The 15,964-nt window shown below is 74.2% G+C and carries 16 protein-coding genes; 8 read left to right on the top strand and 8 right to left on the bottom strand.

The window, feature by feature from the left end; translation table 11 throughout:
• The first annotated feature begins 59 nt into the window (after positions 1 to 59).
• From ACIA8O_RS06285 to ACIA8O_RS06270, 4 genes are read left to right on the top strand one after another with little or no spacing between them, the layout of a single operon-like run.
• A complete protein-coding gene (locus ACIA8O_RS06285) occupies positions 60 to 410 on the top strand; it encodes an SseB family protein (protein ID WP_396292383.1) in 351 nt (116 codons plus the stop codon).
• The gene (locus ACIA8O_RS06280) at positions 407 to 1,036 is read left to right on the top strand and encodes a hypothetical protein (protein WP_396292382.1); all 630 of its coding nucleotides are present in this window, start codon (positions 407 to 409) and stop codon (positions 1,034 to 1,036) included. The genes ACIA8O_RS06285 and ACIA8O_RS06280 overlap by 4 nt, the downstream gene beginning before the upstream one ends.
• Positions 1,033 to 3,291, top strand: a complete 2,259-nt coding sequence (locus ACIA8O_RS06275) for a putative T7SS-secreted protein (RefSeq protein WP_396292381.1) — start codon at positions 1,033 to 1,035, stop codon at positions 3,289 to 3,291. Before ACIA8O_RS06280 ends, ACIA8O_RS06275 begins: the two co-directional genes overlap by 4 nt.
• A gap of 32 nt (positions 3,292 to 3,323) precedes the next feature.
• Positions 3,324 to 6,086: a hypothetical protein gene (locus ACIA8O_RS06270; RefSeq protein WP_396292380.1), complete on the top strand. Its 2,763-nt coding sequence runs from the start codon at positions 3,324 to 3,326 to the stop codon at positions 6,084 to 6,086.
• A 7-nt stretch (positions 6,087 to 6,093) separates the two neighbouring features.
• On the opposite strand, the gene ACIA8O_RS06265 is transcribed toward ACIA8O_RS06270, so the two are convergent.
• From ACIA8O_RS06265 to cobU, 4 genes are read right to left on the bottom strand one after another with little or no spacing between them, the layout of a single operon-like run.
• The gene (locus tag ACIA8O_RS06265; RefSeq protein ID WP_396292379.1) at positions 6,094 to 7,086 is read right to left on the bottom strand and encodes an ADP-ribosylglycohydrolase family protein; all 993 of its coding nucleotides are present in this window, start codon (positions 7,084 to 7,086) and stop codon (positions 6,094 to 6,096) included.
• Positions 7,087 to 7,100: 14 nt separating this feature from the next.
• Positions 7,101 to 7,838 (bottom strand): adenosylcobinamide-GDP ribazoletransferase, encoded by a 738-nt coding sequence (locus ACIA8O_RS06260; RefSeq protein WP_396292939.1) that lies wholly within the window; start codon positions 7,836 to 7,838, stop codon positions 7,101 to 7,103.
• 8 nt (positions 7,839 to 7,846) lie between these two features.
• Positions 7,847 to 8,965: a nicotinate-nucleotide--dimethylbenzimidazole phosphoribosyltransferase gene (locus ACIA8O_RS06255; RefSeq protein WP_396292378.1), complete on the bottom strand. Its 1,119-nt coding sequence runs from the start codon at positions 8,963 to 8,965 to the stop codon at positions 7,847 to 7,849.
• An 11-nt stretch (positions 8,966 to 8,976) separates the two neighbouring features.
• Complete coding sequence (cobU, locus tag ACIA8O_RS06250; RefSeq protein ID WP_396292377.1) at positions 8,977 to 9,540, bottom strand: bifunctional adenosylcobinamide kinase/adenosylcobinamide-phosphate guanylyltransferase; 564 nt, start codon at positions 9,538 to 9,540, stop codon at positions 8,977 to 8,979.
• 88 nt (positions 9,541 to 9,628) lie between these two features.
• Here cobU and ACIA8O_RS06245 point away from each other — a divergent pair, with 88 nt between their 5' ends.
• Positions 9,629 to 9,829 carry a hypothetical protein gene (locus ACIA8O_RS06245; RefSeq protein WP_396292376.1) on the top strand — a complete coding sequence of 67 codons (201 nt, stop codon included), beginning with the start codon at positions 9,629 to 9,631 and terminating at the stop codon, positions 9,827 to 9,829.
• A gap of 33 nt (positions 9,830 to 9,862) precedes the next feature.
• Here ACIA8O_RS06245 and ACIA8O_RS06240 read toward each other — a convergent pair whose 3' ends face one another.
• Together ACIA8O_RS06240 and ACIA8O_RS06235 are read right to left on the bottom strand one after the other, a co-directional pair.
• Positions 9,863 to 10,576 carry a class I SAM-dependent methyltransferase gene (locus tag ACIA8O_RS06240; RefSeq protein ID WP_396292937.1) on the bottom strand — a complete coding sequence of 238 codons (714 nt, stop codon included), beginning with the start codon at positions 10,574 to 10,576 and terminating at the stop codon, positions 9,863 to 9,865.
• A gap of 170 nt (positions 10,577 to 10,746) precedes the next feature.
• Positions 10,747 to 11,340 carry a DUF3043 domain-containing protein gene (locus ACIA8O_RS06235; protein WP_396292375.1) on the bottom strand — a complete coding sequence of 198 codons (594 nt, stop codon included), beginning with the start codon at positions 11,338 to 11,340 and terminating at the stop codon, positions 10,747 to 10,749.
• 271 nt (positions 11,341 to 11,611) lie between these two features.
• On the opposite strand from ACIA8O_RS06235, the gene ACIA8O_RS06230 reads away from it, so the two are divergent.
• Together ACIA8O_RS06230 and ACIA8O_RS06225 are read left to right on the top strand one after the other, a co-directional pair.
• Positions 11,612 to 12,397, top strand: coding sequence for a PspA/IM30 family protein (locus ACIA8O_RS06230; protein ID WP_380150201.1), 786 nt, complete (start codon positions 11,612 to 11,614; stop codon positions 12,395 to 12,397).
• A gap of 25 nt (positions 12,398 to 12,422) precedes the next feature.
• Positions 12,423 to 12,716, top strand: a complete 294-nt coding sequence (locus ACIA8O_RS06225) for a hypothetical protein (RefSeq protein WP_396292374.1) — start codon at positions 12,423 to 12,425, stop codon at positions 12,714 to 12,716.
• Between the two features lie 65 nt (positions 12,717 to 12,781).
• Here ACIA8O_RS06225 and nadA read toward each other — a convergent pair whose 3' ends face one another.
• Positions 12,782 to 13,963 (bottom strand): quinolinate synthase NadA, encoded by a 1,182-nt coding sequence (gene nadA, locus ACIA8O_RS06220; protein WP_396292373.1) that lies wholly within the window; start codon positions 13,961 to 13,963, stop codon positions 12,782 to 12,784.
• Between the two features lie 175 nt (positions 13,964 to 14,138).
• Between nadA and ACIA8O_RS06215 the strand changes: the two genes are divergently transcribed.
• Positions 14,139 to 15,065, top strand: coding sequence for an NADP-dependent oxidoreductase (locus ACIA8O_RS06215; protein ID WP_396292372.1), 927 nt, complete (start codon positions 14,139 to 14,141; stop codon positions 15,063 to 15,065).
• Here the strand turns inward: ACIA8O_RS06215 and ACIA8O_RS06210 are convergent.
• Positions 15,062 to 15,928 (bottom strand): aldo/keto reductase, encoded by an 867-nt coding sequence (locus tag ACIA8O_RS06210; RefSeq protein ID WP_396292371.1) that lies wholly within the window; start codon positions 15,926 to 15,928, stop codon positions 15,062 to 15,064. The genes ACIA8O_RS06215 and ACIA8O_RS06210 overlap by 4 nt on opposite strands.
• Positions 15,929 to 15,964: the final 36 nt, after the last annotated feature.

Here is a 15,964-nt window from a genome sequence, read left to right as displayed (position 1 = left end):
GAGGGGGGCCGGTGGCGAACGCCGGACTGACGCACCAACTTCGTATGCAGTACGCCGGAGTGGGTGATCCACAACTGGTGCTGGCGGAATTCCGGGCCGCCCTGGTGCTGGTGCCGCAGACCGGTCCGGGCGGGCCGGTCTGGACGGGGGACCAGGGCGGGATCCGCTGGATCCACGCGTTCACCGACGAGTCCGAGCTGGTCGCCTTCGCCAGGGCCAGGGGTCAGCAGAGCGGTGCGGTGGACTACCTGACGGTCCGTGGGTCGCGCCTGCTGGACGTCGGGGTGGCGGCGGTCGGGGTGCCCGCCGGGGTGGCGCTGAACGCGGCGGGGAGCATGCCGATGCTCTTCCCGCCGGTCCGCGGGATCGTGCCGGACACGGTCGCGCTGGACGGGGCGGGCGCCCGGTGAGCTCCTACCAGGTGGACCCGCAGGCGCTCAAGCTCGCCGCGGACGGGATCGACCACGCGATCGAGGAGCTGCGCTCGCTCGGCATCGAGGAGGCCGCCCTGGTCGGCCGGGGCTTCGGCGACATCAGCCTGACCGGGCTGGAGATCGGCCACCCCCAGCTGCAGTCCGTCTTCGAGGAGTTCTGCGACCGCTGGTCCTGGGGCGTGCGGGCGCTGATCCAGGACGGCAACGAGATCGCCCGCCGGCTCAACCTCTCGGCCGGCCTGTACGCCGAGCAGGAGGAGTACGTCACCGGGGTGGCGAAGGAGCTGACCAACGCGGCGCTCGGCAATCCGAACCTGACCGGCGAGGACCTGGAGAAGATGTCCTACCGGGAGGTGCTCGCCGACAACCCGTTCACCCAGGTCCGCGACGCGGACTTCTCCGCCGAGTCCCTCGCGCAGTCCTCGCTGCGCAGCCAGGCGGCCGTGCAGGCCACCAAGGCCGACCTGCTGGAGAACCCGTTCCTGCGCGGTCACGCGGCCGCCGCCGGCTTCGGCGGTGAACTCGCCGAGGAGACCGCCGAGTCGAAGCAACGGGCCGAGCAACTCACCCGGCAGGCCGAGCAGTTCGGCGACCGCCGATGACCAACCTGTTCGAGCGGGCCCTCGACGGCGGCAAGCGCGCCCTCGGCGAGACCGTCAACGCCGGCGCCCACCTGGTCGGCGACGGCCTCGACCTGGTCGGCCTGGACAGCGCCGCGCACGCCGTCGACAGGTGGGGCGACAACGTCGCCGACAGCCTCGGCGCGCTGGTCGGCGAACTGAACCTCGGTCAGACCGACGACCCGAAGGAGCTGGTGCACGGCGACGTGGGGGCCGTCACCACGGCCGCCCGGCACCTGCACAAGTTCCAGGCCGCCTTCGACGAGACCGGCTCCGGGCTGACCAGGCTGGACGCCGAGCACTGGAAGGGCGCGGCCGGCGACGCCTTCCGGGCCAGGTTCAGCCCCCAGCCCGCCCTCTGGGTGCTCGCCGCCGAGGCGTGCGGTTCCGCGGCCGAGGCCCTCGACACCTACGCCCGCACCGTCGAGTGGGCCCAGGGCCGGGCCCGGCAGGCGATCGACGCGTACGAAGCGGCCCGCAAGGCGTCCGAGCGGGCCCGGGACGCCTACAACGACCAGGTCGACCGGTACAACGACGCCGTCAAGCAGTACAACAGCGCCGCCGCGGCCGGGGGCACCGACCTCACCCGCCCGACCGACCCGGGCACCTTCCACGACCCAGGCCAGGACGGCCTGAAACAGGCTCAGGACCTGCTCCGCGAGGCCCGCCGCCAACGCGACGCCGCCGCCCTCGCCGCCGCCGACGCGGTGTCGGCCGCCACCGGCTCCGCCCCGCGCGAGCCCAGCTTCCTCCAGCAGGTCGCCGCCGCCCAGACCGACCTGGTGCAGGGCGCGGCGGTGGGCAGCCTCCACCTGCTGGGCGGCGTCGCCAAGGGCGGCGCCGACGCGGTCAAGTTCGTCCGCTCCCTCAACCCGCAGGACCCCTACAACCTCACCCACCCCGCCCAGTACCAGGAGCACGTCCTCAGCACCTCGCTCGGCCTGCTGCGCACCGCCAACCACCCCACCGAGCTGGTCAAGTCCCTGGCCGGCTCCGGCTGGCGCTCCGACCCCTTCGAGGCCACCGGCCGGGTCATCTTCGACGTCGCCTCCGGCGCGGCCACCGGAGGCGGCAGCACGGCGGGCATCGCGGCCAAGCGCGCCGCCGCCAACGCCCTGAAGAACTCCGCAGAACGCACCGCCCTGCGCGGAGCCGACGACCTCGCCGAACGCGCCGCCACCAACGCCGCCCGCCACACCGACGTCTCCGTACCCGCCCAAGCAGCCCCGCCCACCCGGTTGGAGGGTTTCCCGGAGGCGGCGTACCAGCACTCCCCGCCCGCCCGGCCGGACGGCTTCCCGGAAGCCGCCCACCACCGGTCACCCCCGGCCCGGGTGGAGGGCTTCCCCGACGCGGCGTACCAGCACGCGCCCGAACCGGCTCCCGCGCACGTCCCGGAACCGTCCGCCCCGGAGCCCCCGCACGTCCCGGAGCCCGAGGCATCCGCGCACGTTCCCGAGCCCGAGGCACCCGCGCACGTCCCCGAGCCCGAGGCTCCGTCACATGCGCCCGAGCCGGAGGCTCCTGTGCACGAGCCGGAGGTGCAGGCCGCGGAGAGTGCAAAGCCCGTCGAGAACGAGTTCGACCGCGCGCTCAGGACCCAACAGGAGCAGGCGGCGATCCGGGACGCTGTCCAAGCCCAGGCCCGGACCGCCAAGCTCTACGACGACGACGCCGCCCAGTCCTACGCCCAGCAGACCTGGAACCGGACCGCCGACGGGCTCCGCGAGCCCGAGAAGGTCGCGTTCGACAGCTACTCGCGCGGTCAGGGGAACCGGGGCACGGGACCGACGTACGACGAGGTCAACGGTGCGCTCCGCACTGCGGACGGACGGATCGACGGCGTGACCGATGCCGGCGTCAGGCGGAGTGTCGAGCTGATGGACCAGGCGCTCCGACGACAGCCGGTACCGCAGGACATCATCGTCACCCGTGGAACCGACATCGAACACCTCGTCGGTGCAGGCGGCGACCCGCACAGCCTGAAGGGCCTGACCTTCACCGAGCGGGGCTACCTGTCCACGGGCTTCGGCGACCTCCCGGCGATGTGGCAGGGCAAACAAGCGGTCATGCACATCAAGGTCCCCGCGGGGACACCCGCGATGTGGATGGAGAAGCCCGGGGCGGTCGCCAGCACCGAGCGGGAGCTGCTCCTCGGCCGCGACCTCAAGTGGCGCGCCACCGAGGTGCTCGACGACGGCAACAGAGTCCACATCTTCGCGGAGATCCTGCCATGACGGAAAAGAGTGAACCAGTGAGCGCCACGGGAGTGCCCCATTACGCAGGCACCACCGAGAAGCCGGTCGAGTACCTCGAGGTGCGCACCGACTGGGACGAGCTGGTGGGCTACCTGTGGATCTGTGACGAGGACGGCGCGGCCGGCATCGCGCGGTACCTCATCGCCGACAACTTCGACGGCGCCATGCACTGGTTCTCCAAGCTGCTCGACGCCAGAGCCCGGGAGCTGTCCCCGTCGGAGGCACTCCAGGAGCTGATCGCCGATCCGGGCAACCGGCGGTCCGGCCGACTCGTCCCCGGGAGCAGGGCGGTCTCCGGTCTCGCGGAGTTGGAGGCCCGCGCGGCCGAGGGGTACCAGCCGCCGAAGGAGCCGTACGAGCCGCCCGGCCGGCGCCCCGACCCCAAGTTCGACCAGCCCTGGACAGAACCCTCCCTGCCTCCCGGCAGTTGGGTGTACCGGTACAAGGTGGACGAGGGCCACGACCCGGCCGGCCGGGTCCCCTCGCACGCCGTCGCCGGTGCCTGGAAGCTCACCTACTGGGGCGGCACCCGGGCCTTCTGGCACAACCCGGCGTACGGCACCGTCCCGGAAGCGGTTGCCCCGTCGGGCGAGGCGTCCCCCGTGCCGCCGCTGCGGGCCGGGCGGCGGCCGGCCGGGCGGGCGCTGCTCGACTGGCTGGAGGACGAGCGCGCGCCCCGCTTCTGCCGGATCACCGGCTCCTCGGGCAGCGGGCGCACCCACCTGCTCGCCTGGCTCGCCGCCTCCTGCCCGCCGGACAACCCCCGGACCGGCCGCCGGGTCCATGTGGTGCTCTCCGCAGAGGGACTGACGGTCCGTAGCGCGACCTGGCTGCTGGCCGAGCGGCTCGGCGTGGTCGCCCGTACCCCCGATGACCTGATGGAGGCCGTCCAGGACGGCGTCCCCCGCACCCTGGTCGTCACCGACCTGGACCGGGCCGGCGGCGACCTGCTGCCGGACATGCCCGAGCAGATCGCCACCGAGCTGCTCACACCGCTGCTCCAAGTCCCTTGGCTGCGCGTACTGGTGGAGGCCTCCGGCGCGGCCGCCGCAGCCGCACTGAGCGCCGCCGCCCCCGCCGGTGCCGTACTCGACCTGGACGACCCGCGCTGGACGGAGCCCGACCGCTTCGCCGCCTGGTGCGCCGGGTTGGCCGGTCACCCGGTGGCCGCCGACCAGGTCCACCCGAGCCCCGGGCTGGCCCTGCTCGCCTCCCGCACCCCGCCCGGCACCCCGCTCGACCCGGCGGCCCCGCCCGTCGAGCGGGCCGCCGCGCTGGCCGAGGCTTGGTGGGCGGCGCTGCCCGAGGGGCCCCGCCGGGCCGTGGGCGCGCTCGCCGCCGCCGGCCGTCCGGTCACCGACGCGGTGTGGGCCGCGCTGCCGGGAGCCGGTGGGGCCGAGGCCGTCCGCCTGGCCTCCGCGTACCTGCCCCCGGCCGACGGTCCGTACCGGCGGCTCCAGCCGGACCTGCTGGAGCGTCAGGTGGTGTCCGGCTGCCCACCGGTGGACCACGCGGCCCTGCAGGCGGGCATCGAAGGGGGCCTTCCCCGGGGCGCCGACGGCCGCCCGCTGCTGTCGGGCATCGACCCGCAGTGGCTGGGCCTGCTGCTGCGGCACGCGGTGCACGCGGGCGTCGGCGGGCGGCTGCTCGCCGATCCCGACGTCCTGATCCACGCCGACCTCGCCACGATCACCGCCGCCTTCGAACACCTCCAGCCGGCCCCGCCCTACTTCAACCCGCTGTTCGACGAATCGGCCCCGCCCGCGAGCCCGCCGCCCCCGGGGGCCGAGTACCTGAACACCGCGCTCGCCGAAGCCTGGGAGCTCGCCGGTCCGGTCCGCCCCGCCGGCTCCACCCCGGCCGACCGGGCGGCCGCCCTGCACGCCTGGCTGGCCGGCCGCGACCAGCCGGCCGCCGACCACTGCGCGGCCGTCTCAGGGCAACGGTGGCGGGCTGCCTGGTCGGGCCCGTTCAAGGGCTGGGTCCCCGCCCACGACCCGCGGGGCGAAGCGCTCGTGCTGCGGATCGCGCCGGGGCGCGGCCCGCTCCGGCAGTATCTGCTGGCGGCCGTCAACGGGATCCTCCGCTTCCTCGACCCCACGACCGGACTGGACGTCAGGGAGGTCGACCCGAGCCGGCTGTTCGGCAACGGAGAAGCAGGCATGGTCTGCGGTGACGAGGGCTCGCAGTTCTTCCTCCAGCAGGACGGCACCGTCGTCACCTACCCGTACCCCGAGAAGAAGGGCGGCCGGCCGACCCCGGCCGTCAAGTGGGCCACCTGGAACTTCACCTCCGGGGTCACCGCGCTGGCCACCCTGGTCGGTGCCGACGGCCCGCTGCTCGCCGTCGGCGACGGCGGTGGCGGGCTCGGCCTGATCCGGACGGCCGCCTGGGAGAAGACGGCGACCGACCGGCCGCTCCACCGGGGCAGGGTCACCGACGTCGACCTCACCGAGGCGGACGGCGGCGTCCTGCTGGTCAGCGGCGGCACCGACGGCACGGTACGGACCTGGATGGACGGGCGGGGCCCGGCCCCGGAGCCGATCGACGCCCGCGAGCACCCGGTCACCGCCGTGGCCGTCCAGGACACCCCCCACGGCATGATGCTCGCCGCCGCCTGGTCCGACGGCCTGGTCCGCCTGTACCGCTGGGGCACCGACCCCGTCGCGCTCGACATCCGGCTCGGCCTGCCCGCCCGCTCCGCGGTCATCGACCCGGACGGCCGGGTGTTCCTCGCCCTCCCGGAAGGCATCGTCGCGCTGACCCTGGACTGACGGCCGGTCAGCCGCCGAAGCCGCCCGCCAGGGCGGCGATCACGGTCCGGCCCTCGACCTGGGCCGGCCACTCCGCCGGCAGGGCACCCGCGCCGTACCGGGCGCCGAGCAGGTTGCCGCAGATCGCGCCGGTGGAGTCGCTGTCCCCGGAGTGGTTGACGGCCAGCAGCAGGGCCGGGCCGACGTCGCCCGGCCCGGGCGCGGCCAGGGCCGCGTACACGGCGACGGCCAGGGCTTCCTCGGCGATCCAGCCGGGACCGAGGTCCTCCAGCCGGTCCGGACCGGCCTCGGCCAGGGTGAGGGCCAGCGACAGGGCGGCGCTGGTCTCCTGGTGCCCGGGGTACCGGGCGAGCAGGGCCAGCGTGCGCCGGACGGCCTGCTCCAGCGGCTGACCGGTCATCAGCTCGCCGACGACGGCGGCGAACGCACCGGCGGCGTACGCGGCCGTCGGATGCCCGTGGGTGATCAGGGCGCAGCGCGCGGCGAGTTCGAAGGAGTCGGGGACGAACCCGAACGGCGCCGACCGCATCACCGTGCCGCACCCCTTGGAGTCCGGGTTCACCGGGCCCGGGGTGCCGTCCAACGGGCGGCGCGGGTCGGGGAGGTACCCCTGCCCCAGGCCGTGCAGACAGGCCCGGCCGGGGCCGCGCCGGGCGTACAGCCAGCGCTCCTCGCGCAGCCGTCCGGTCCGGTGCGGGGCGGAGCCGGCGGGCGGCGGTGCCGGGTGCTCCTGGGTGTCCAGCCAGCGCAGGTACGCCTGCCGCACCCCGGGGACGGACGGGTCCCGCAGCAGGGCCTCGGCGGTGAACAGCGTCATCTGGGTGTCGTCGCTGATCCGCCCGACCACCCCCTCGCGGTCCGGGACGAGCCCGGTGACCCCGGCCGGGCCGTGCCGGTCCCGGATCGTGTACAGCGACGCGCCCTCGACCGGGAAGCCGAGCGCGTCCCCGAGCGCCCCGCCGAGCAGACAGCCGTGCACCCGGTCCTGATACGTCGTCAAGACATCCCCCGGACTCAGTGGAGCGCGAGCGCCACCAGCGCCCCGGTCGCGGCCGTCTCGACCGTCGCCCCCAGCACGTCGCCGGTGGTGCCGCCCAGCCGTCGCACACAGCGCCGCACCAGCAGCCACCCGCACGCCAGCCCCACCACCAGCGCCACTCCGTACCGAGGCGCGTACAGCCCCACCCCCACAGCGGCCAGAGCCGACCCGCCGAGCGCCGCCGGCAGCGGTACGGAGGCCGCGACCATCGCCCCCAGCCCGCCCGGCCGTGCCGCCGGCACCGACCGCAGACAGGCCCACCCCAGCATGCACCGCCCGGCCAGCGCCGCGGTCAGCACCGCGACCGCCCCGCCCACCGTCGAGCGCCCGAACTCCTCCGCCAGCGCGGCGATCTGAGCCAGCATCACCAGCAGCAGCGTCAGCACCCCGAACGGCCCGATGTCCGACTGCTTCATGATCCGCAGCGCGTCCTCGGCGGGCTTGCCGCTCCCCAGCCCGTCCGCCACGTCGGCCAGCCCGTCCAGGTGCAGCCCCCGGGTCAGCGCGGCCAGCACACCCACGGCTGCGACGGCCCCGAGCAGCGGCCCGCCGCGCCAGCACACCAGCGCACCGACGCCGGCCGCCAGGCCGCCGAGCACCAGCCCGACGACCGACGCCAGCGCCATCGCGCGCCCGCCGCTCTCACGGTCCCACCGCTCCACCCGGACCGGAAGGACCGTCAGCGTCCCGAAGGCGAACCGGAGTCCGTCCAGCAAAGGGTTCAGCCCCGGCCGAGCAGTTCGGCGGCGGTGGGCAGCGGCCGCGGCGCGGGCGGCTCGAAGCTCACGGACGTACCGGCCGGGACGTCCCCGGGGTCGGCCAGGGTGTCGGTCGCGGCCTGGAGCAGCGGCAGTGCCAGCAGCGCGCCGACGCCCTCGCCCATGGAGACCCCGAGGGTCTGGACGGGCGTCAGCGTCAGCCGGTCGTACGCCTTGGCCTGGGCCGGCTCGCCGGTGGACTGCCCGGCGCGCCACCACTCGGGGGCGCGGAAGGCGATCCGCTGGGCGACCAGCGCGCAGGCGGCGGAGACCACGCCGTCCAGCACCACCGGGAGCTTGCGCGCGGCGGCCTGGAGCAGGAAGCCGGTGATCGCGGCGAAGTCCGCGCCACCGACGGTGGAGAGCAGCGCCAACTGGTCGCCGAGCACGGGGCGGGCCCGGCGCAGCGAGTCGCGGACGGCGGCGCACTTGACCATCCAGGTGCGGTCGTCGATGCCCGAGCCGCGCCCGGTGACGGCGGCGGCGTCGGTGCCGCAGAGCGCGCCGACCAGGACGGCGGCCACGGTGGTGGAGCCCACCCCGAGGTCGCCCAGCACCACCAGGTCGGTCCCGGCGTCGGCCTCCTCGTCGGCGACGGCCATGCCGGCCCGGAAGGCCTCGGCGGCCTGGGCGGCCGTCAGGGCGTCCTCCAGGTCGATCCGGCCGGAGCCCCGGCGGACCTTGAAGCGGCTGACCTCCTCCGGGAACTCGCCCGGCCCGGCGTCCACGCCGACGTCGACCACGCGCACGGCCGCACCGTAGCGGCGGGCCAGCACGGCGACGGGGGCGGAGCCGTCCAGCACCGCGTGCACCCGGCGGGCGGTGCCGCCGGTCAGCTTCGAGACCCCGGCCGAGGCCACGCCGTGGTCGGCGGCGAACAGCACCACCTTGGCGGCGGTCAGCGGGCGCACGGGCGAGCGGCCCTGCACCCCGGCCAGCCAGGCACCCAGCTCCTCCAGCTGCCCGAGGCCGCCGCGCGGCCGGTCGAGCTGCTGCCAGCGCTCCTCGCCGGCCCGGCGGGCGCTCTCGTCGGGGCGCTCCACCAGGGAGGAGAAAACGTCGAGATCCACGGTCGTGTCCATCGTCGGGAAGGCTACACGCCAGCGGGTTTGACGGTCAGCACCTGCCCGGCGACCACCAGCAGGACGCGCTCCGAGGCGTCGGCCACCGCCATGTTGAGGCGGCCCAGGGTGTCGCGGAAGCGCCGCCCCGAGGCGGTGGCCGGGACGACGCCCATGCCGACCTCGTTGCTGACGGCGATCACCTGACGTTCCGTCACCTTCCACGCCCCGGCCAGCTGCGCGCAGCGGGCCAGCACGGCCTCCTCGGCCCCGCCCTCCCGCCAGGCGCCGTCCTCCCAGGCCCCGCACTCGTCCATCACGGCGGTGAGCCAGAGCGCCAGGCAGTCGATCAGCACCGGCGCCGGGTCGGCGGCGTCCGCCAGCACGGCCGGCAGGTCGCAGGTCTCGGCCGTCCGCCAGCTCCCCGGCCGCCGCTCCCGGTGCAGCCGCACCCGGTCCGCCCAGTCCGCGTCCCCGTCCCGGGTGCCGCTGGTGGCCACGTACAGGACGTCCTCGTACCCGGCGAGCAACTGCTCGGCCCGGGTGGACTTGCCCGAACGGGCGCCGCCGAGGATCAGGGTGCGGGGCATCGACATGGTCACCATCCTCCCGCACCAGGCATGGGGCCCCGCCGGGCGGGCACGCTAACCTGCGCGCAGCGCAAACCGAGCGAAGGAGACGGGCGTGGTCTGGACGTGGCGGTACGAGAAGGCCGACGGCACCGTGGTGACCCTGCCGGGCGAGCAGGAGGAGTTCACCAGTCAGGGCGACGCGGAGTCCTGGGTGGGGGAGACGTACAAGGACCTGCTGGACCAGGGGGTGGACCGGGTCGTGCTGCTGGACGACGCCGCGGTGATCTACACCATGAGCCTGCAGGAGGGCTGAGCCCCCGTCAGGCCCCGGGCGACCCGGGGCGGGTCAGGGCTTCGCGCCGACCACGTGCAGCAGCGCCGCCACCCGGCGGTACGGGTCCTGCTGCCCGGCCCGCTCCTCGGCGTCCAGCAGCTGGGCCAGCTGCCGCCCGTCCACCGGGGCCTGGTGGTCGGGCGTGGTGTCGGTGAAGACCCGCACCCCGTACCAGTGCCGGACCGGCACGGCGATGTCCCGCAGCGTGGTGGAGAGGTCGGCGAGCCGGTCGGCCCGGGCCGGCAGGCCGAGGCGGTTGGTGAAGCGGGTGGAGTCGAAGGACTCCAGCGCGGTGCGCCAGTCCCCGGTCAGCCCGGGCCGCATGGCCAGCGCCTCGGCGTTGCGGACCACCAGCGAGAGCACCCCGCCGGGGGCGAGCAGCCGGGCCAGCGAGGCCAGCATCGGGTCCGGGTCGGAGAGGTACGGCAGCACCCCGTGGCAGAGCACCACGTCGAAGCTGCGCGGGCCGAACCAGCGGCCGACCTGGTAGCAGTCGCCGCCGAGCAGCTGGACCCGCACCCGCACCTCCTCGGGCTCGGCCGCCAGCGCGGCCTGGGCCGCGCCGAGGGTGACCGGGTCCGGGTCGAGGCCGGTGACCAGGTGGCCGGCGCGGGCCAGCCGGAGCGCCTGGGTGCCCTGGCCGCAGCCGACGTCCAGCACCCGCAGGCCGTCCAGCCCGGCCAGCTGGGCGCCCAGCTGACGGGCCACCAGCTCTTGGCGGACCAGGGTCCGCAGGCCGCCCTGGCGCTCCAGCCAGGTGGCGGCGGTGGGCAGGGCGCCGCGGGTGGGCAGCCGGTCGTGCGCCCCCAGGCCCTGCCCGGGCAGGCCGCCCGGGGCCGACCACGCGTCAGCCGTCCAGGGCTGGGCCCAGGACGGCTGTTGCACGTGGTCCGCGGTCAGGGCTTCTCGCCCCGCTTGACCTTCGGCTTGGGCAGCCGGAGGCGGCGCATCTGCAGGGTGCGCATCAGCCCGTAGGGGACGGAGCCGCGGGTGTTGGTGCCGGGGAACTCGGTGGCCAGCGCCTTGCGCAGGCCGAAGCCGAGCCGCAGGAAGTCCGCGATCACCAGCACGAAGAAGACCATGAAGAGCAGCGTCGAGGCGAACTTCAGCAGGTTGTTCGGCACCACGCTGAGGACCAGCACGACCACCGCGTACGGCAGGAAGAACTCGGCCAGCGACCACCGGGCGTCGATGTAGTCGCGGACGTACTTCCGCACCGGGCCCTTGTCACGGGCGGGGAGGTAGCGCTCGTCGCCCTCGAGCAGCGCGGTGCGCTGCTTCTCCCGCTCGGCCCGCATGCGGTCGCGCGACTGCCGCGCGGCCTCCTTGCGGTCCTTGGGGACCGTCACCCGGGTGCGGCGGTTGGCCTCGGCCTCGCTGCGCTTGGGGGTCGGCCGGCCCTTGGGGGCCTGCGGGTCACGGGGCTGGGTGTCGTCCTGCTCGGCCAGCGCGGTGGCGGAGGAGGCTTCTTCTGAACGGCGTCGGAACACACCACAAGCGTACGTGCTGGGTATCGGCAAATCGTGGTGCCCTCGGACCCAAACAGATATCGAATGCCCCCGGAGTGTCCCCTAGGACTCCGGGCCCCCGTCTCCGATCATGGTCAGGGGTCGTCTCCACCCAGGGGATGAGGCCGGAGCCGGAAGGCTGTAGCACGCTTGTTGCAGGCAGGAGCACTGCGGCCGGACGGCCGCCGCGCATAGACTCGTTCCTGTCAGCCGAGACGGAACCGCAGGCCCGAGAAGGGGGCACCCGAGGCCCATGAGCGACGGAATCATGAAGCGTATGGGGCTGATCTTCCGCTCCAAGGCGAACAAGGCCCTGGACCGTGCGGAGGACCCGCGAGAGACGCTCGACTACTCCTACCAGAAGCAGCTGGAACTGCTGCAGAAGGTGCGCAGGGGCGTCGCCGACGTGGCCACCTCCCGCAAGCGCCTGGAGCTCCAGCTGACCCAGCTGCAGCAGCAGTCGGCCAAGTACGAGGACCAGGGCCGCAAGGCGCTCTCGCTCGGCCGCGAGGACCTGGCCCGCGAGGCGCTGACCCGCAAGGCCAACCTGCAGTCCCAGATCACCGACCTGGAGACGCAGTACCAGGCCCTCCAGGCCGAGGAGGAGAAGCTCACGCTCGCCTCCCAGCGCCTGCAGGCCAAGGTGGACGCCTTCCGCACCAAGAAGGAGACCATCAAGGCCACCTACACCGCCGCCCAGGCGCAGACCCGGATCGCCGAGTCCTTCTCGGGGATCTCGGAGGAGATGGGCGACGTCGGCCTGGCCATCCAGCGGGCCGAGGACAAGACCGCGCAGATGCAGGCCCGGGCCGGCGCGATCGACGAGCTGCTGGCCTCCGGCGCGCTCGACGACGCCAGCGGGCTGGGCCGCAAGGACGACATCGAGGCCGAGCTGGAGCGGGTGGCCGGCGGCAGCGACGTCGAGCTGGAGCTGGCCCGGATGAAGGCCGAGCTGACCGGCGGCACCCCGGGCGGCGCCCCGCAGGCCATCGAGCAGGGCAAGCAGGACACCCCTCCCACGATCAACTACAACAAGTAGCCTCCTACGCAGGGAGAACACCGGCATGATCATGCGGGTCATGGGCGAGGGCCAGTTCCAGGTCGCCGAAGGGCACCTGAACCGGCTGAACGAGCTCGACGAGGAGCTCCTCGTCGCGCTCGAATCGGGGGACGAGCAGCACTTCCGGGCCGCGCTCGGCAGTCTGCTGGACGCGGTGAAGGAGTACGGCACGCCGCTGCCGGACGACTCGCTGGAGCCCTCGGACCTGATCCTGCCGGACCCGGAGGCCTCCCTGGACGAGGTGCGCGAGCTGCTCCGCGCCGAGGGCGACGGCCTGATCCCCGGCATCCCGGAGTAGTACCCGGCACGTGAAAGGGCGGGCCCCCTCGGGGGCCCGCCCTTCGTGTGTCCCGCGGCGAATCGTTACGGCAGGGCCAGCATCCGGTCCAGTGCGGCCTTGGCGTACTTCTCGGTCTCCGGGTCCACCGTGATCACGTTCGGCACCCGGCCGTCGACCAGCGACTCCAGTGCCCAGACCAGGTGCGGCAGGTCGATCCGGTTCATGGTGGAGCAGAAGCAGACCGCCCGGTCGAGGAAGACGATCTCCTTGTCCGGGTGCGCCTTGGCCAGGCGGCGGACCAGGTTGAGCTCGGTGCCGATGGCCCACTTGGAGCCGGGCTCGGCCGCGTCCAGCGCCTTGATGATGTACTCGGTCGAGCCCACCATGTCGGCGGCCGCGACCACCTCGTGCTTGCACTCGGGGTGGACCAGGACGGTGACGCCCGGGATGCGCTCGCGCACGTCGTTGACCGAGTCCAGCGAGAACCGGCCGTGCACTGAGCAGTGGCCGCGCCAGAGGATCATCTTGGCGTTCCGCAGCTGCTCGACGGTCAGGCCGCCGTTCGGCTTGTGCGGGTTGTAGAGCACGCAGTCGTCCAGCGAGAAGCCCAGGTCGCGGACGGCGGTGTTGCGGCCCAGGTGCTGGTCCGGCAGGAAGAGCACCTTCTCGCCCTGCTCGTACGCCCAGGTCAGGGCGCGCTCGGCGTTGGAGGAGGTGCAGATGGTGCCGCCGTGCTTGCCGGTGAAGGCCTTGATGTCGGCGGAGGAGTTCATGTACGAGACCGGTACGGTCACGTCGGCGATGCCCGCCTCGGTGAGCACGTCCCAGCACTCGGCGACCTGCTCGGCGGTGGCCATGTCGGCCATCGAGCAGCCGGCCGCCAGGTCGGGGAGGATCACCTGCTGGGCGCTGCTGGTGAGGATGTCGGCCGACTCGGCCATGAAGTGCACGCCGCAGAAGACGATGTACTCCGCCTCCGGCTTGTTGGCGGCGTCCCGGGCGAGCTTGAAGGAGTCGCCGGTGACGTCGGCGAACTCGATGACCTCGTCGCGCTGGTAGTGGTGGCCGAGGATGAACACCCGGTCGCCCAGTGCGGCCTTGGCGGCGCGGGCCCGGGCCACCAGGTCCGGGTCGGAGGCGGGCGGGAGGTCGCCGGGGCACTCGACGCCGCGCTCGCTGTTCGGGTCGGCCTCGCGGCCGAGCAGCAGCAGTGCGAGCGGCGTCGGAGTGGGGTCGACGCCGTAGGTCTCGGTGGTGGTGGTCACGGGCGGGTGCCCTCCTGTGCGGCGGAACTCTGTGATGCCTTGGCCGTTATCGTCTATCTGACGCTATCTATGATAACCCGTTAGCGTCACTCTGACGATGGCCGAAGTGTCGATGTGACGAGAACCGCGTGCCGTTGCGTCGCGTTCACCGCCGCGTCCGGTTGGCTTGGCAGGCATGAAGGCAATCGCGATCAGGCGTTACGGCGGCCCCGACGTGGTCGAGTACACCGAGCTCCCCGACCCCAAGGTCGGCCCCGACTCGGTGCTGGTCCGGGTGAAGGCCGCCGGGGTCAACCCGGTGGACTGGAAGATCCGGGAAGGGTACCTGGACGGCAGCACCGACGCGCACTTCCCGCTGGTCATGGGCTGGGACGCGGCCGGGGTGGTCCAGGCGGTCGGCGGCGGGGTCACCGAGTTCGCCCCCGGCGACGAGGTCTACGGCTACGTCCGCAAGGACGCCGTCCAGCACGGCACCTACGCCGAGCTGGTCTCCGCCCCCGTGCGGACGCTGGCCCGCAAGCCGGCCTCGCTGAGCTGGGCCGAGGCGGGCGGGCTGCCGCTGGCCGGGCTGACGGCCCATCAGTGCCTGGTCCGGGCGCTCAGGGTGACGGCGGGGCAGACCGTGCTGGTGCACGCGGCCGCCGGGGGAGTCGGGGTCTTCGTGGTGCAGATCGCCAGGGCGCTCGGCCTGCGGGTGATCGGCACCGCGAGCGAGCGCAACCACGAGTTCCTCCGCTCCCTCGGGGCGGAGCCCGTCACGTACGGGGCGGGGCTGGCCGACCGGGTCCGCGGGCTCGCCCCCGACGGGGTGGACGTGGCGGTCGACCTGATCGGCGGCGACGCGGTGGAGGTCTCGGCCACGCTGGTGCCGGACGGCTCCCGGATCGCCTCCGTCACCGACTACGGGGTCAAGGCCCTCGGCGGCCACTACGTCTGGGTCCGCCCCGACGCCGACGGCCTCGCCGACCTGGCCCGCCTCGCCGACGAGGGGAAGCTCCGCGTCCCGATCGCCTCCACCTTCCCGCTCGCCCAGGCCGCCAGCGCCCAGGCCCTCAACGCGGAGGGCCGCACCCGCGGCAAGATCGTCCTCCTGGTGGACTAGGCGTCCGTCCAGCGGGCGGAGAGGTCCGCCACCTCGCTCTCGGTCAGGGTGATCCGGGCGGCCGCCAGGTTCTGTTCCAGGTGGGCCGTCCGGGAGGTGCCCGGGATCGGGAGGGTGGTGGGGGAGAGGTGGAGCAGCCAGGCGAGGGCGAGTTGGGCCGGAGTGGCGTCGTGGGCGGCGGCGAGGGCGGCGAGGCCCGGGGTGGGGCCGTCCGGGCGGGCCAGGCCGCCGCGGCCGAGGGGGAAGAAGGGGACGAAGCCGATGCCCTCCCGGGTGCAGTGGTCCAGGGTGGCCCGCAGGCGCTGCCGGGTGAGGTTGAAGACGTTCTGCACGGTGGCGACCGGCACCACCGCCCGGGCCCGCTCGATCTCCTCGACCTCCACCTCGGAGAGGCCGATGTGCCCGATCTTGCCCTCCGCCCGCAGCTCGGCCAGCACCCCGAGCTGGTCCTCCAGCGGCACTGCCGGGTCGATCCGGTGCAGGTGGTAGAGGTCGATCCGCTCCAGCCGGAGCCGCCGCAGGCTGAGCTCCACGCACTGCCGCAGGTACTCGGGCCGCCCCACCGCCGCCCAGGCGTCCGGCCCCTGCCGGGTCAGCCCGCCCTTGGTGGAGATCACCAGGCCCGCGGGGTAGGGGTGCAGCGCCTCGGCGATCAGCTCCTCGCTGACGTGCGGCCCGTACGAGTCGGCGGTGTCGACCAGGTCCACCCCCAGCTCCACCGCGCGGCGCAGCAGCCGCACCGCCTCGGCCCGGTCGGTCGGCGGCCCCCAGACGCCGGGGCCGGGCAGCCGCATGGTGCCGAGCCCGAGCCGGGCCACCGGTAGTTCGCCGCCGATCAGATGGGTGCCGCCGAGAGGAGTCATGCGCACCAGGGCAGCACGGGGAGCGCGCCCGTGTCG

The organism is Kitasatospora sp. NPDC051853 (assembly GCF_044452665.1).
Taxonomy (GTDB): Bacteria; Actinomycetota; Actinomycetes; order Streptomycetales; family Streptomycetaceae; genus Kitasatospora.
The sequence above is the reverse complement of the archived record's forward strand: the minus strand, read 5'-3'. Positions and strand labels throughout refer to the sequence as shown.

Bases quoted from the DNA above. Each gene is read 5' to 3' on its own strand.
- ACIA8O_RS06275 (WP_396292381.1), top strand. From the start codon at position 1,033: ATGACCAACCTGTTCGAGCGGGCCCTCGACGGCGGCAAGCGCGCCCTC.
- ACIA8O_RS06255 (WP_396292378.1), bottom strand. From the start codon at position 8,965: ATGGACACGACCGTGGATCTCGACGTTTTCTCCTCCCTGGTGGAGCGC.
- cobU (WP_396292377.1), bottom strand. From the start codon at position 9,540: ATGTCGATGCCCCGCACCCTGATCCTCGGCGGCGCCCGTTCGGGCAAG.
- ACIA8O_RS06230 (WP_380150201.1), top strand. From the start codon at position 11,612: ATGAGCGACGGAATCATGAAGCGTATGGGGCTGATCTTCCGCTCCAAG.
- ACIA8O_RS06225 (WP_396292374.1), top strand. From the start codon at position 12,423: ATGATCATGCGGGTCATGGGCGAGGGCCAGTTCCAGGTCGCCGAAGGG.
- ACIA8O_RS06215 (WP_396292372.1), top strand. From the start codon at position 14,139: ATGAAGGCAATCGCGATCAGGCGTTACGGCGGCCCCGACGTGGTCGAG.
- ACIA8O_RS06210 (WP_396292371.1), bottom strand. From the start codon at position 15,928: ATGACTCCTCTCGGCGGCACCCATCTGATCGGCGGCGAACTACCGGTG.